We start from the raw sequence: 14,081 nt of genomic DNA on the forward strand, positions 1-14,081 counted from the left end.
GTCATATGTCGAGAGTGGATGCAGGGCATATCAGGAATGTGGCAGTCGTCGCTCACAGCGGAGCGGGCAAGACCTCGCTGACCGAGGCGCTCCTGTTCAATGCGAAGGTGATCGACCGCATGGGAAGCGTCGAGGCGGGCACGACGACCACCGATTACGAGCCCGAGGAGATCGCGCGCAAGATCAGCGTCACCTCCGCCGTCGCCTTCTGCGACTGGAAGGGCACGAAGATGAACCTGATCGATACCCCCGGTTTCATCAACTTCATCGAGGACACGAGGGGGAGCCTCAGGGTCGCGGACGGGGCGGTGGTGATCGTCAGCGCCATCTCGGGCGTCAAGGCCGAGACCGAGAAGATATGGAAGTACGCCTGCGAGTTCGAGGTGCCGCGGATGGTCTTCGTCAACAAGATGGACAAGGAGTCGGCGAACTTCAACCAGGCCCTGAGCGACCTCGAGAAGTCGTTCGATTCGGAAGCGGTCCCCCTCTTCATCCCCGTCGGTGAGGGCGCCGGCCTCGAAGGCGTGGTCGACCTGATCACCATGAAGGCCTATCTCACCAGGGACGGCAGGACTGCCGAGGCGGAGGTGCCGTCGTCCGTGCGGCCCGATGCCGATGAGTTCAGGAAGAGGCTCGTCGAGAAGGTGGCCGAGTCGGATGACGCGCTCCTCGAGAAGTATCTCGAAGGAACGGACCTGACCGAAGAGGAGATCAGGAAAGGCGTCCGCGAGGGCTCGCTCACGAGGCGGTTCATCCCGGTCGCCTGCGGCGCGGCTACGATGAATATCGGCGTGCCCCAGCTCCTCGACGCCATGCTGCTCTGCCTGCCCTCTCCGGTCGATATGAGCAGGATCAAGCCGGTCAGGGGCGTTCAGCCCAAGGACGGCAAGGAGGTGGAGCGGAAGCCCGTCGACACCGACCCGCTTACGGCCTATGTCTTCAAGACCGTCGCCGATCCCTTTGCCGGCAAGATGTCGGTCTTCAGGGTCTATGCGGGCGTGCTCAAGGCGGACTCGACGGTCCTGAATGCGACGACCGGCTCGAAGGAGCGGATCGGGCAGGTCTTCTATCTCCAGGGGAAAAAGCATGTCCCTGCGAGCGCCGTCGGCCCTGGCGATATCGCGGCGGTGGTAAAGCTCAAAGAGACGAACGTCGGCGATACGCTCTGCGAAGAGCACCATCCCCTTGTGCTCGAGAAGGTGAAGTTCGCCGAGCCGATAATTTCCTACGCCATAGCGCCCAAGGCCAAAGGCGATGAGGAGAAGGTGAGCACCGGGCTCCACCGTATCCTCGAGGAGGACCCGACGCTCCACTTCAGCAGGGACGAGGAGTCGAAAGAGATGATCCTCTCGGGGATGGGCCAGGTCCATCTCGAAGTCGCGCTCGAGCGGCTGAAGAGAAAGTTCGGGGTCGAGGTCGTGATGAAGACGCCGAAGATCGCTTACCGCGAGACGATCAAGGCCTCGGCGAAGGGGCAGGGGAGGTACAAGAAGCAGTCCGGCGGACGCGGGCAGTACGGCGACTGCTGGATCGAGATAGAGGCGATGCCGCGCGGCGCGGGCTACCAGTTCGTCGACAGGATCGTGGGCGGCGTTATCCCGCAGCAGTACCGGCCTGCCGTCGAGAAGGGCGTCTCGGAAACGATGCACGAGGGTGTCATCGCGGGCTACCCGATGGTCGATGTCAAGGTGACGCTCTACGACGGCTCGTACCACTCCGTCGACTCATCGGAAATGGCATTCAAGATCGCCGGGTCGATGGCGCTCAAGAAGCTGGTGCCCGAGGCGAAGCCGGTCCTGCTCGAACCGGTCATGAGGGCCGAGATCGTCGTGCCCGACGATACCCTCGGCGCGGTCATCGGCGACCTGAACACGCGGCGGGGTAAAGTGCAGGGCGTCGAACCGCAGGCAGGAGGCAACCAGAAGATCATCGCCCTTGTCCCCATGGCGGAGATGCTCACTTATGCGAATCAGCTCCAGAGCATCACGTCGGGCCGGGGGCTCTACTCGATGGAGGCTTCCCACTACGAGGAAGTGCCGGCCCATATCGCCCAGAAGATCATCGCCGAGCGGCAGAAGCAGAAGACGGAAGAGCACGAGTAGCCATGAAGAAGCCCTGGGGCGGCCGGTTTACCGAGCAGACATCGAAGAGCGTCGAAAAGTACACCGAATCGATTTCGTTCGATTGCCGGCTGTGGCGGTACGACATCGAAGGGAGCGTCGCCCACGCACGGATGCTCGCAAAGCAGGGCATCATCACGAAAAAAGATGCCGGCAGGATCGTCAAAGGGCTGAAAGAAATATATAAGGAGATCGAGGAGGGCAGATTCGTATTCAGGGAGGAGCTCGAAGACATCCACATGAATATCGAAGCTGCCCTTGCTGCGCGGATCGGCGAGGCCGGCGGCAAGCTGCATACCGCCCGGTCGCGGAACGACCAGGTGGCCCTCGATATACGGCTGTATCTCAGGGCCTCGGTCAGGGAGATCGTCGCCCTTCTCAAGAGGCTCGAAGGAGTGCTCGCCGAGAGCGCCGAGCGGCACCTCGGCGTCATCATGCCCGGATATACGCATACCCAGAGGGCACAGCCGGTGCTCCTCTCGCACCACCTCATGGCGTACGCCCAGATGTTCCGCCGGGACCGCGCGCGGTGCGGGGATGCGCTGAAGCGGATCAATGTGCTGCCCCTCGGCTCCTGCGCGCTTGCCGGCACCACGCTGCCGATCGACCGCCGCTACGTCGCCGAGCTGCTCGGGTTCGATGCGGTCTCGGAGAACAGTATGGATTCGGTGGCCGACAGGGATTTCGCCCTCGAGTTCCTCTCCGCTTCGGCGCTGATCATGATGCATGTCTCCCGGCTTGCCGAGGAGCTCATCCTCTGGTCCTCGGAGGAGTTCTCGTTCATCACGCTGCCCGACGCCTATACGACGGGCTCGAGCATCATGCCGCAGAAGAAGAACCCCGATGTCGCCGAGCTGATGCGCGGCAAGACCGGCAGGGTCTACGGCAATCTCGTCAACCTCCTCACGGTGATGAAAGCGCTGCCCCTCACCTATAACCGGGACATGCAGGAGGACAAGGAGCCGGTCTTCGACTCGGTCGATACCGTCACCGCGACCCTCTCCCTGCTCGGTGAGATGCTCCCCAAAGCAGCCTTTACTGCGGCCAGGATGGAGGCCGGCGGCGATGCCGCTTATGCCACCGCTACGGACATCGCGGAATACCTCGTGCGCAAGGGCGTTCCTTTCAGGACCGCCCACGAGATCACCGGGAAGATCGTCCGCTACTGCATCGATAGCGGAAAGAAGCTCTCCGAGCTGAGCGGAGGAGAGTACCGGTCTTTTTCGCCCGTGATAGGAAAGGATATCTACCGCTTCATCAGCACGCATGCCTCGGTCAACGCCAAGCAGTCCTTTGGCGGCACCTCCCCCCGGTCGGTCAGGGCGCAGATACAGCGGTTCAGAAGAGACCTCAAGAAATAACTGACCGGGAGCAGCCTCTCGCGTCCCTTTTGCTCTGTCTATGCTCCGCCGCTGCGCTGATGCTATAATAGCTGCACCATTCATTACGACACGAGGGGACGTGCTGTGAGCTGCTATCACCACCTGCGTACGATAACCATTCTTTTCGGCCTGCTCGCGGCAGCAGTGCTGGCGTCTGCCTGCGGCAAGAAGGGAGATCCCACCCTCAAGACCTTCGAGCAGCCGCTTCCGGTTGCCGCGCTCTCCGTGTCGCATACCGAAGAAGGGCTCGTCGTCAGCTGGCCCTATCCGCAGGCGAACAGGGAGTCGATCAAAGGCTTTTATATCGAGAAGGCGGAAGGAGACCGCTGCGAGGGGTTTGCGAATGCCGCTTTCCTGAAGGGCGATGCGGATCGCTTCGTGGACAGGGACTTCAGCCCCGGACGGGTCTATTGCTACCGGATACGGGTCTACAGCCTCCGGGATATCATCAGCGACAGCTCGCCGGTCTTCAAGGCCGCGCCGGTCGCCCTGCCGGCGCCTCCCGAGCGGGTCTTCTTCACGGTTAAAAAAAATGCCATCGAAATCGGATGGGAAGGCAGCGGCGAGGTCTCGGGCTTCACCCTCTATAAAAGCGCGGCAAAGGAAGCCGCTCCTCTTCCCTCTCCCCTGAATAAAGCCCTCCTGAAGGAACGTTCCTTCGTCGATGCGATCGATACAGCGCGGCCGGTTTACTATAGGGTCCGATCGGTCGTCGAGAGCGGGATCGTCAATGAGGGGCCTGCGTCGCAGCCCCTGGAGGTAGACCCCGCCTCCTTTGTGCCTTCGCGGCCCGCCGGGCTGAGATTCGTCGCCATGCCGAAGGCGGTGCATCTCCAGTGGAACGAAAACCCCGAATCCTGGGTCAGGGGGTACCGGGTGTTCAGGAGAGCGGGACAGGAAAAGGAGTTTGTCGCCATCGGTGATGTGGTCGCTCCTGCTTTTGCCGACCCCGACCCGGCTGCGGGAAAGGCGTTCTATGCGGTTGCAGCGCTCGGTCCCGCACAGGAGAGTCCCCTCTCCGAGCCGGTGGCGGTCTCTCCCTATATCGAGCGCTGAGCAGGCGGCTGCTCCTCCCCGCAAACGGACTCTGCAGAGGCCTGGTGCGCCCCCTCCGGCCAGCACGAAATATGCTACAATACCTGTTAGCTCGGCGCAGTAGAGTGCTGCACCGGAAGGAGCGCCGGGCGTGAGGGAGGTTTGCGTATGTCTGTAAAAGCACGCGTGTTCATGGGGATGGCGCTGCTGCTGGGCGCTGCAGCGGCGGCGCAGGGCGCTATCGTTCTCGACAAGGTCATGGCGATCGTCAACAAGGAGGTTATTACCTGGAGCGACCTTTACAAGGGAATGGAGTTCGATGCAGTGGACGAGGTCAAGGCGTTGAAGCCCGAAGAGCGGCGGAAATTTTTCAAAGACAACGAGGCGACCTACCTCGAGAGCATGATCGATATGAAGCTGCAGCTCCAGGAGGCGCGGCGAGAGGGCATCGGAGCGAGCACCAGCGAGGTGGAGGCCGCCATCGCCACCATAAGGGATAAGTACGGCATGTCGGAAGAGGCCTTCAGCGAGACGATCAAGAAAGAGGGCTTCGCCCTGGCCGAATACAAGAAGAAGCTCGCCGAGCAGATCACCATAAGCCGCATCGTGGAGCAGGAGGTCCGGAGCAAGATATTCGTGACCGAGGCGGACATCGACCGGTATCTCGCGGAGCACAAGGAGCTGGCGAGGGATTACGAGGGGTTCACCATCAGCCAGATATTCCTGAAAGACACCGGAGACCGGAAGCAGGTGGAAGAGAAGGCATCGGAGATATATAAACGCGTCAAGGCAGGAGAGAGTTTTTCCGAGCTCGCACGGCGTTATTCCGAGGATGCCAGTGCCCGATCCGGCGGGAGTCTCGGCTTCATCCGCAAATGCGATCTCTCGAGCGCTTTTGTCTCGGCCTGCTCGGGCCTGAAGACCGGCGAGGTGAGCGAACCCTTCTGGAGCGAGAGCGGCATGCACATCATCAGGGTGAATGATGCGCGCACCTTGAAGAACCCCCAGGAGCTCCGGGATATCGTACGCGAGAGGCTGCTCAACGAGAAGTTCGAGCGGGACTACAAGAACTGGATAAAGGGCCTCCGCGAAAGGGCGTACGTCGAAGTAAAAATATAGGTGAGGCGTGGGAGATGAGAGGTAGGAAGTTGCTGAAGCAGTCCGGAAAGTAAAATTAAAATGTTCCGTCTTGCTTCTCACTTTTTACTTCTTACTTTCTGCTTTTTTATTGGATATGGAACAGCGGATTCAGAAGATACTCGCTCAGATGGGGGTGGCTTCCCGGAGAAAGGCTGAAGAGCTTATCGAGGAGGGACGGGTCACCGTGAACGGCGCGCCGGCGACGCTCGGGATGAAGGCGGACGCTGCGCGGGACCATATCAAGGTCGACGGCAAACTTATCACCAAGCCGGAGCCGAAGGTCTACTATGCGTTCAATAAGCCGAGGGGCGTGGTCACCTCGCTCTCGGACCCGGAGGGCAGACCGACAGTCAAGGATTTCCTCGGAAAGGTGCGGTTCAGGGTCTTTCCCGTCGGCAGGCTCGATTACGATTCCGAAGGGCTCCTGCTCATCACGAACGACGGCGACTTCGCCCAGTCGGTGCTGCATCCCTCGAAAAAGATGCCCAAGACCTACTATGTGAAGGTCAAAGGCATTATCGATGACGAGACGATGGAGCGTTTGCGGCGCGGCGTACGGCTCGAGGACGGCGTAACCGCACCGGCAAAAGTCAGAAAGGTGCGCGAGACCGAGAGCAACTCCTGGCTCGAGATGGTCATTCATGAGGGGAAGAAGCGCCAGATACGGAGGATGCTCGAAAAAGTGGGCTACCCCGTCATCAAGCTCAGGAGAACGGCCATCAACGGCCTGGCGCTCAAGGGCCTGGGCATCGGTGAACTGCGTCCGCTCACCCCTGAAGAGGTGCAGCTCATCAGCAGGGAAAGCAGCGCATGACGAACGGCCGGGGCGTGTTCGCCGCTCATGATGACGAGGCGATAACTTTATGACGGTGGAGGATCTATGATTCGCAGTAAGGGATGCGGTGAGCTCAGGGAGTCGGATATCGGCGCCACGATCGGTCTTGCCGGGTGGGTGTACCGGAGAAGAGACCACGGCGGGCTGATCTTCATCGACCTGAGGGACCGGAGCGGTATCTGCCAGGTCGTGTTCAGTCCCGAGGTGTCGGGTGCGGCCCACGAGAAGGCCCACGACCTGAGGGCCGAGTACGTCATCGCTGTCTCGGGGACCGTACGGAAGCGGCCCGAGGGAACCGAGAATCCCCAGCTCCCCACCGGAGCGGTAGAAGTTTACGTGCAGCAGCTGGAGGTGCTCAACGAGGCCGCGCCGCTGCCCTTCAGCATGGAGGAGGCAGCCGATGCAGGCGAGGCGCTGAAGCTGAGGCACCGCTACCTCGACCTGAGGAGGCCGGAGATGCAGCGGAACCTGATGCTGCGCCACCGCGTCACGAAACTGATCAGGGACTATCTCGATGCGCGCGGCTTTCTCGAGATCGAGACACCCATGCTCACCAAATCGACCCCTGAAGGCGCCCGCGACTACCTTGTCCCGAGCCGTCTCAATCCGGGGCAGTTCTACGCGCTGCCGCAGTCGCCGCAGCTCTTCAAGCAGATCCTCATGGTGGCGGGGTTCGAAAGGTATTTCCAGATCGTGAAGTGCTTCCGCGACGAGGACCTGAGAGCCGACCGCCAGCCCGAGTTCACGCAGGTCGACCTCGAGATGTCGTTCGTAGACCGGGAGGACGTCCTTTCCCTCATCGAAGGCATGATGCAGCAGCTCTTCAAGGAAGCGCTGGGAGTGGAGATAGCGATCCCCTTTCAGCGGCTGAGCTTTCATGAATCGATGGAGCGCTTCGGCAATGACAAGCCCGACCTCCGCTTCGGGCTCGAGCTGAAGGACATGGCGGACCTCGCCGCGAAAGGGACCTTCAAGGTCTTTACGGATGCGCTCCAGGCGGGCGGCATGGTGAAGGCGCTCAACGGCAAGGGCATGGCAGGATTGTCGCGAAAAGAGATCGATACGCTCACCGCCGAGGCGCAGGCCTTCGGGGCGAAGGGGCTTGCCTGGATCAAGGTGAAAAACGGGTTCGAATCGCCCATCGCCAAGTTCTTTCCCGAGGAGGTCCTCAGGGAGATGGCGGCACGGCTCGGCGCCGGAGAGGGCGACCTGATGCTCTTCATCGCGGATAAGCCGAAGGTGGTCTATGATGTGCTGAGCCGCATGCGGCTCGAGCTCGGCAGGCGCCTCAACCTGATCGAGCCCGGCTTCACGTTCGCCTGGATCATCGATTTCCCGCTCCTCGAGTGGGATGACGAGGAGGGGAGATTCCAGGCAATGCACCATCCCTTTACCGCGCCCATGGATGAGGACGCGGAGAAACTCTTCTCTGCCGACCTCTCCACGGTAAAGCCTCGTGACCAGCAGTACGAGCGCCTCGTCTCGGTCAGGGCAAAGGCGTACGATATCGTGCTGAACGGCTACGAGATCGGCGGCGGCAGCATCCGTATTCACAACCAGGAGCTGCAGCAGCAGATGTTCGGGGTCCTGGGTATCGGTGAAGAGGAGGCACGGACGAAGTTCGGGTTTCTTCTCGATGCGCTCCAGTTCGGCGCTCCGCCGCACGGCGGGCTCGCCCTGGGGCTCGACCGGCTTGTCATGCTCGCAGCCGGCGCCTCGTCCATACGGGATGTCATCGCCTTCCCGAAGACGCAGAAAGCGGTCTGCCTTATGTCCGGGGCTCCCTCTCCTGTTGAGCAGAAACAGCTCAGGGAGCTGCACATCAAGGTCAATACTCCGCTGTAGCCGCGAGCGGTCTTCATTATCGTCCGTCTGGCGTTCCGAATCCGGGAGCCGTCGCCATCGTAACGGGCATCCGCCCGTCTCCTGAGCTCTCTCCGGCGATCTCGCGTAAAAGACGCGTATCGTGACGGCAGTCACATCTTTCCATTCCTGCTTTTCTTATCCTACATCAGCTGTTTGAGGACGTGCTGCGACGGTGCGACGGGCCGAAGCAGCGATTCTCAAAGAGCTTTTTTTAAAGTTTTTGAAAGAGCACCCGATAACAAAACTGTCATTTTTATGACGAAAGGGAGTTCCAATGTTCTCGAAGAAAAAGTCGCCCATAGGAATCGATATCGGGTCGAGCTGCATCAAGGCCGTCCGCCTGAACGAGACGAAGGACGGCTATGAGCTCGTCTTTGCCGATGTGGTATCTCTCCCCCATGAGGTCATCGTCGACGAGGCGATTGCGGATAAGCAGCAGCTCGTCGGCGCATTGAAAGAGCTGCTCGGCAGGGCGGGGATCAAGTCGGGCGAGGCGGTCATCGGTGCGTCGGGGCACTCCTCGGTCATCATAAAGAAGATCACCATCCCCCTCATGACGGAGGAGGAGCTGAGCGTCTCGATAAAGTACGAGGCCGAGCAATATATCCCCTTCGATATCAACGATGTGAATATCGATTTCCAGATTGTGGGGCCCAGTCCCGAGGGAGAGGGGCAGATGGATGTCGTCCTCGTCGCGGTCAGGAAGAATATCATCGCCGATTATGTCGGAGCCGTCGAAAAGGCGGGACTCGAGCCGGTGGTCATGGATGTCGACGCCTTCGCCCTCGGCAATATCTACGAGCTGAACTATGGTATCCCCGAAAGGAAAGTGATAGCCCTCGTCAATATCGGCGCCAGTAAAACGAACATCAACATCCTCCATGAAGGGACCCCGATCTTCACCAGGGACACTTCCATCGGGAGCAATAACCATACCGATGCGCTGATGAGGGAGCTCGGCGTATCCCGTGAGGATGCGGAGCGCATCAAGAAGGGCCAGGCGGTAGAGGCTGCCTCCCCGGAGAGCGCGCAGCACATCCTCACCGGCGCCTCTGACGAAATTTATACCGAAATATACCGGACCTTCGAGTATTTCAAGAACAGCGTCGCCGATGAAGAAGTTGATCGGATTATCCTCAGCGGCGGAGCCGCGCTGATGAAGGGATTCGCCGAAACCATGGCGGAGCGGCTCGGTATCCCGGTGGACATGGCTGATCCCTTTATGAGTATGAAGCTCTCCGAAAAAATCGACCAGGCGTATGTAAAAGAAATAGCTCCCCTTACGGCAATTGCGGCAGGGCTGGCGCTGAGGAGGATCGGAGACCGCGAATGATCAGAGTCAATCTCCTCACCGAAAAAAGGAAGAAAAAGGCGAAAGGCGGACCGGCGCCTTTCCTCGTGATGCTCGCAGCCGCGGTTCTCGTCGCCCTCCTGGCGGCAGCCGCCGGGATCGCTATCGTCACATCGAAGGTCGCGAGTCTCAACGAGCAGCAGGCAGCGAATACAGGGGTTATCGCCGATCTCTCCAGGAAGATCGATGAAATCAAACGCTACGAGAAGCTGAACAAGGAGCTCGAGCAGAAGAGCGGCCTCATTGAAACGCTCAGGAAGAACCAGTTCATCCCGGTAACGATGCTCGACGAGGTGAGCGGGCTCGTTCCCGAAGGCCTCTGGCTGGAATCGCTCACCTGCAAGGACAACGGCATTACGCTGGAAGGATATGCATTTACGAATATCGATATCGTTGCGTATGTGGACAACCTCAAGAAGTCGAAAGCCTTCAGCGACGTCTACCTCGAAGAGTCGAGGGAGGCAGAGATCGAGAAGGTGAAGGTCTATCGGTTCAAGATGAGCTTCAGGGTGCGGGTATAAGCGATGGACGTGAAACTGAAGATCGACATACAGAATCTCTCGCCGCTCAAGAAGAATCTCCTGCTGGCGCTGCCGCCGGTAATGATCGTCGTGGTGGCTGCGGTTCTCTTTATCATGCCGGGCATGGAGCAGATCAAGCAGCTGGGCGCCGAGGTCGAAAAACAGCAGGCCGAGATTACAACGCTCAAGCGGAGCTCGGCCAAGCTCCCCTCGCTCATCGAGGAGAACAAGCGGCTCGCGGCAAAGCTTCTGGAGCTGCAGCAGCAGCTCCCGGAGGAGAAGGAAGTATCGGGTCTGTTGAAGCAGGTCTCGGAGCTGGGGGTCAAATCGGGGCTGCAGGTAGCATTATGGAAACCCCGGGAGCGAAGCGTCCATCCGAGCAAAGAGGTGCATGAAATTCCGGTCGAAGTGATCATGCGCGGGACTTATCACCGGTTCGGACAGTTCTACAGCAATATTACCGGGTTGAGCAGGGTCGTGAACATCGGGAATGTCGTCATGAGAGTCGGTGATGCGAAGGCGCAGCAAAAGAATATTACCGCATTGAATGTGAGCTTCACGGCCATGACCTACTCCCTGCTTTCCGAGGCGGAGCGAAAAGAGCTCGAGAGGGCGGAGAAAGAGAAGAAGAGATGAGCAAGAGACAGATTATCCTCGCCTCCCTCCTGGGGATCGTAGCCGTCGCGGCCCTTGTCGTCCTCTTCGCGGGGAAGCGGACCGACAGCGGGGCGCCGTCACCGGTAAAGGGCCCAGCGGCGCAGAAGAACGGTCCTGCGCCGGCTCCCGGTGCTGTGCCGGGCAGCGCGCCCGCTGCTGCTCTCGGGAAGCCAGTTCCGGATAAGGAGCCGGAGAAGGAGACGGCGGCCGCCTACGAATACACCGCATTAGGGAGGAGGGACCCCTTTACCCCGCTCGTGGTGAAGGCGGATACCGATAAGAAGAAAGGCGTTCCGCCCATAGAGAATTACGAGGTCTCGGAGTTCAAGCTTATCGCCGTGCTCTGGGGCAGGGACGGCTACTATGCGGTTATCACGCTGCCCGACGGAAAGTCCTATACGATTCGAGAAGGCATGAGACTGGGGCTCCATAAAGGCAAGGTCTTCAGAATACTGCGCGACACCGTCGTCATCAGAGAGCAGGTGAGAGATTACAGCGGCGTCGTGAGCGCTAAAGACACTGTTTTAAAACTCCGCAGGGAGGAAGAGGGATGAAAAGGTGGTCGGAGGTCATCGCCATGAACATGCATAAAGGCATTTTCCTTATTACCGCAGCGCTTGTGCTGCTCGGCAGCCTGGTTGCAGCAGAGGGCGGCTACGCCCAACCGAACGCTGCCGAGATTACCGGTATAGAGGTGCTCGATAATGTCGTCAGGATAACGGTTGCCGGACCTCTCCATTATAAAGTGAACAAGACCGATGACCCCTTCAGGGTTACCGTGGATGTAGAGGGCGCGTCGCTCGGCAGTTTCAGAGATAAAATGTTTTCGAAGGGGAAAGGTATAACCGAGATCGTGCCGACCCAGGTGCAGAATCCGCCTCTTGCGCGGCTCTCGGTTCTCCTGCAGAATCCCTCTACCGTCAGCTCCGAGGTGAGCGGCGATACGATCACGATTACCGTAAAAGAGGAGCAGGGCGCTGCCGCTGTCGCAGCGGCCGAGGCAGCGAGCGGCAAGGGAGATGCCGCGGCGGCTGTCGTGCCGCCTGCTCCACACGACGACGAGGCGGCAGGCAGCAGCGATCCGGCAGAGCAAATAACGGAGATCGCGTTCAACAAAACAGCCGAAGGAGCGGAGCTGATCATCAAAGGCGACGGCGCTATGCCCGACCCCGCGGTATTCGAGCTCGAAGGGAAGATCATGGTGGATGTTCCCGGCGTCTCGATGAAGGCGCCGCTTCCGCAGGAGACGCCATCGCCCGTGAGGCGGCTCAGGCATAGAGCCGATGACGACAAAGTCAGGTTCGTCCTCGATATCGAAAAGGGCGCAGGCGTCGAGGTCGTGGCGCTCGACGATGAAGTGATCGTCGAAGTGCGGCACAAGGACAGGGGCGTAAAGAACAGGGACGGTCAGGGCAAGCCGATGGCGAGCTCCGATCAGGCGCGCGGCCTGGCCATGGTGAAAGAGACTCCTAAGTTGATATCGCTCGACTTCCAGGACGCCGATATCATTCCCATCCTGCGGCTCCTCGGCGATGTGAGCGGCTACAACATCGTCGTCCATCCGGACGTTAAGGGCAAGATCACGATGAAGCTCATGAACGTGCCCTGGGAGCAGGCGCTGGATATCGTCCTGAAGACCTTCGCCCTTGAGAAAATAATAGAGGGAAACATCATCCGGGTCGCGACGCTGAAGGCCTTTCAGGATGAGAAAAAGGCGGTCGCCGACACCAAGGAGGTCTTCGGCAAGGCGGAAGATATCGAGACGAAAGTGTTTACGGTGAACTACGCAAATGTCGAGAAAGTAAGAGAGTCTATTGATAAGGCGAAGGTGCTTTCACCGCGAGGAAATATCAGTTTCGATACAAGGACCCGCTCCCTGATCGTGAAGGATATTGCATCTTCCCTTGCTGATATACAATCGCTGGTGATAGCCCTTGACAAGCCTACCCCGCAGGTGCTCATCGAGGCAAGAATGGTAGAGGTCAATAAGAATCTCGCAAGGGACCTCGGGGTTCAGTGGGGCGTTGCGCAAACTGATGGGAGAGTGTCCTTTGGGGGGACGAGGGCGCCGGTAACTGACGTTTCGACGTATACTTCCTCTCCGGTAACGCAAGTGGGCACGGGCCAGGCTTCAGCGGGGACTACTGTCTCGCAGAATCTCCTCCCTCTTGTGGTCAATCTTCCTGCTGCAGTTGGACCTGGCGCGGGTGCAACCTTCGGGTTCGGCTGGCTTAACAAGAACGGAACCTTGATGCTTGATTTCAGGCTGTCTGCTCTTGAATCGAGCGGCAAAGGGAAGGTTGTCTCCAGCCCTAAGATCATGACACTCGAGAATGAGCAGGCGATCATACGGCACGGGGCGCAAATTCCGGTAACAACCAGAATGCCTGACGGCACCTTTTCGACGACCTATAAGGATGCGAATATCAAGTTGGCGGTTATTCCTCAAGTGGCTCCCGATGGTACGGTCCTGATGAAGCTCGAAGTAACTAAAGATGAACCTGACTTCTCTCGTGTTGATGAGCTCGGCAATCCTACCATTAATTCGAGAGCGGCAACAACACAGGTTCTGCTCAAGAGCGGGGAGACTATAGCTATCGGTGGAATACTCAAGAGTAACGAGACAGAAAGTGAATCAGCAGTTCCAGGAGTCTCGAGGATTCCGATCTTAGGTCGGCTGTTCAAGCGTGATACAAAAAGTGCAACAGTAGAGGAGCTTCTAATCTTTATTACACCAAGTATTGTTAATCAGTAAACATGCAGCAGATGGTCGCTCCGATTGTGATATGCGTCAGCTATCCCATATCGATCTCGGCTCGTCGAGGAGACGTACGCCGGTGAAGTAGCAGCAGAGCTCGTTGTTGATGTCGTTGATGAAGGAGCGCTCCTTCCCGTCCTGGAAGAGGATGCGCACGATACAGAACCCGCCCGGCAGGTCGGAATGCCGCTCTTCGACCACCTCACCTATTCCCCATGCGAAATACCTGATGTGCCTTACTCTATCACCGACCTGCAAGTACAATCTGCACTTCATTATCCTATTATAATTTCTCTCCGCTGCTTTTGTAAGGGGGAATAAAAATGAGCTGCGAAATGAAACACTTCCTTTTTCTCCGGAAGAACCCGGGAGAAAAACAGCTCGGGCGAAGAGGGCAACAGGAGCACGCGCCTGCT

12 protein-coding genes are annotated in these 14,081 nt (G+C 59.0%); 11 read left to right on the forward strand and 1 reads right to left on the reverse strand.

Going from position 1 to position 14,081, the window contains the following annotated elements; all coding sequences use genetic code 11:
* Positions 1-5: 5 nt before the first annotated feature.
* From fusA to pilQ, 11 genes are all read left to right on the forward strand, one after another.
* Positions 6-2,102, forward strand: a complete 2,097-nt coding sequence (gene fusA, locus AB1805_05090; GenBank protein MEW5744801.1) for an elongation factor G — start codon at positions 6-8, stop codon at positions 2,100-2,102.
* Between the two features lie 2 nt (positions 2,103-2,104).
* On the forward strand, positions 2,105-3,481 hold the full coding sequence (gene argH / locus AB1805_05095; GenBank protein MEW5744802.1) for an argininosuccinate lyase: 1,377 nt from the start codon (positions 2,105-2,107) through the stop codon (positions 3,479-3,481).
* Positions 3,482-3,586: 105 nt separating this feature from the next.
* Positions 3,587-4,558: a hypothetical protein gene (locus AB1805_05100; GenBank protein ID MEW5744803.1), complete on the forward strand. Its 972-nt coding sequence runs from the start codon at positions 3,587-3,589 to the stop codon at positions 4,556-4,558.
* 147 nt (positions 4,559-4,705) lie between these two features.
* Positions 4,706-5,656, forward strand: coding sequence for a peptidylprolyl isomerase (locus tag AB1805_05105; GenBank protein ID MEW5744804.1), 951 nt, complete (start codon positions 4,706-4,708; stop codon positions 5,654-5,656).
* A 115-nt stretch (positions 5,657-5,771) separates the two neighbouring features.
* The gene (locus tag AB1805_05110) at positions 5,772-6,491 is read left to right on the forward strand and encodes a pseudouridine synthase (GenBank protein MEW5744805.1); all 720 of its coding nucleotides are present in this window, start codon (positions 5,772-5,774) and stop codon (positions 6,489-6,491) included.
* Positions 6,492-6,557: 66 nt separating this feature from the next.
* The gene (gene aspS / locus AB1805_05115; GenBank protein ID MEW5744806.1) at positions 6,558-8,357 is read left to right on the forward strand and encodes an aspartate--tRNA ligase; all 1,800 of its coding nucleotides are present in this window, start codon (positions 6,558-6,560) and stop codon (positions 8,355-8,357) included.
* Positions 8,358-8,652: 295 nt separating this feature from the next.
* Entirely contained in the window at positions 8,653-9,711 is a 1,059-nt protein-coding gene (gene pilM / locus AB1805_05120; GenBank protein ID MEW5744807.1) for a type IV pilus assembly protein PilM, read from the forward strand.
* The gene (locus tag AB1805_05125; GenBank protein MEW5744808.1) at positions 9,708-10,250 is read left to right on the forward strand and encodes a PilN domain-containing protein; all 543 of its coding nucleotides are present in this window, start codon (positions 9,708-9,710) and stop codon (positions 10,248-10,250) included. The genes pilM and AB1805_05125 overlap by 4 nt, the downstream gene beginning before the upstream one ends.
* 3 nt (positions 10,251-10,253) lie before the next feature.
* A complete protein-coding gene (pilO, locus tag AB1805_05130) occupies positions 10,254-10,886 on the forward strand; it encodes a type 4a pilus biogenesis protein PilO (protein MEW5744809.1) in 633 nt (210 codons plus the stop codon).
* Positions 10,883-11,461: a pilus assembly protein PilP gene (locus AB1805_05135; GenBank protein MEW5744810.1), complete on the forward strand. Its 579-nt coding sequence runs from the start codon at positions 10,883-10,885 to the stop codon at positions 11,459-11,461. Before pilO ends, AB1805_05135 begins: the two co-directional genes overlap by 4 nt.
* The gene (gene pilQ, locus AB1805_05140; GenBank protein ID MEW5744811.1) at positions 11,458-13,662 is read left to right on the forward strand and encodes a type IV pilus secretin PilQ; all 2,205 of its coding nucleotides are present in this window, start codon (positions 11,458-11,460) and stop codon (positions 13,660-13,662) included. Before AB1805_05135 ends, pilQ begins: the two co-directional genes overlap by 4 nt.
* 36 nt (positions 13,663-13,698) lie before the next feature.
* Here pilQ and AB1805_05145 read toward each other — a convergent pair whose 3' ends face one another.
* Positions 13,699-13,941: a DUF3553 domain-containing protein gene (locus tag AB1805_05145; protein ID MEW5744812.1), complete on the reverse strand. Its 243-nt coding sequence runs from the start codon at positions 13,939-13,941 to the stop codon at positions 13,699-13,701.
* Positions 13,942-14,081 lie beyond the last annotated feature (140 nt).

The sequence above is a fragment of the Nitrospirota bacterium genome (assembly GCA_040752355.1).
Classification (GTDB): domain Bacteria; phylum Nitrospirota; class Thermodesulfovibrionia; order Thermodesulfovibrionales; family Dissulfurispiraceae; genus JBFMCP01.

Coding starts and splice junctions, on each gene's coding strand:
- fusA (MEW5744801.1), top strand. CDS start 6: ATGTCGAGAGTGGATGCAGGGCATATCAGGAATGTGGCAGTCGTCGCT.
- argH (MEW5744802.1), top strand. CDS start 2,105: ATGAAGAAGCCCTGGGGCGGCCGGTTTACCGAGCAGACATCGAAGAGC.
- AB1805_05105 (MEW5744804.1), top strand. CDS start 4,706: ATGTCTGTAAAAGCACGCGTGTTCATGGGGATGGCGCTGCTGCTGGGC.
- AB1805_05110 (MEW5744805.1), top strand. CDS start 5,772: ATGGAACAGCGGATTCAGAAGATACTCGCTCAGATGGGGGTGGCTTCC.
- aspS (MEW5744806.1), top strand. CDS start 6,558: ATGATTCGCAGTAAGGGATGCGGTGAGCTCAGGGAGTCGGATATCGGC.
- pilM (MEW5744807.1), top strand. CDS start 8,653: ATGTTCTCGAAGAAAAAGTCGCCCATAGGAATCGATATCGGGTCGAGC.
- AB1805_05125 (MEW5744808.1), top strand. CDS start 9,708: ATGATCAGAGTCAATCTCCTCACCGAAAAAAGGAAGAAAAAGGCGAAA.
- pilO (MEW5744809.1), top strand. CDS start 10,254: ATGGACGTGAAACTGAAGATCGACATACAGAATCTCTCGCCGCTCAAG.
- AB1805_05135 (MEW5744810.1), top strand. CDS start 10,883: ATGAGCAAGAGACAGATTATCCTCGCCTCCCTCCTGGGGATCGTAGCC.
- pilQ (MEW5744811.1), top strand. CDS start 11,458: ATGAAAAGGTGGTCGGAGGTCATCGCCATGAACATGCATAAAGGCATT.
- AB1805_05145 (MEW5744812.1), bottom strand. CDS start 13,941: ATGAAGTGCAGATTGTACTTGCAGGTCGGTGATAGAGTAAGGCACATC.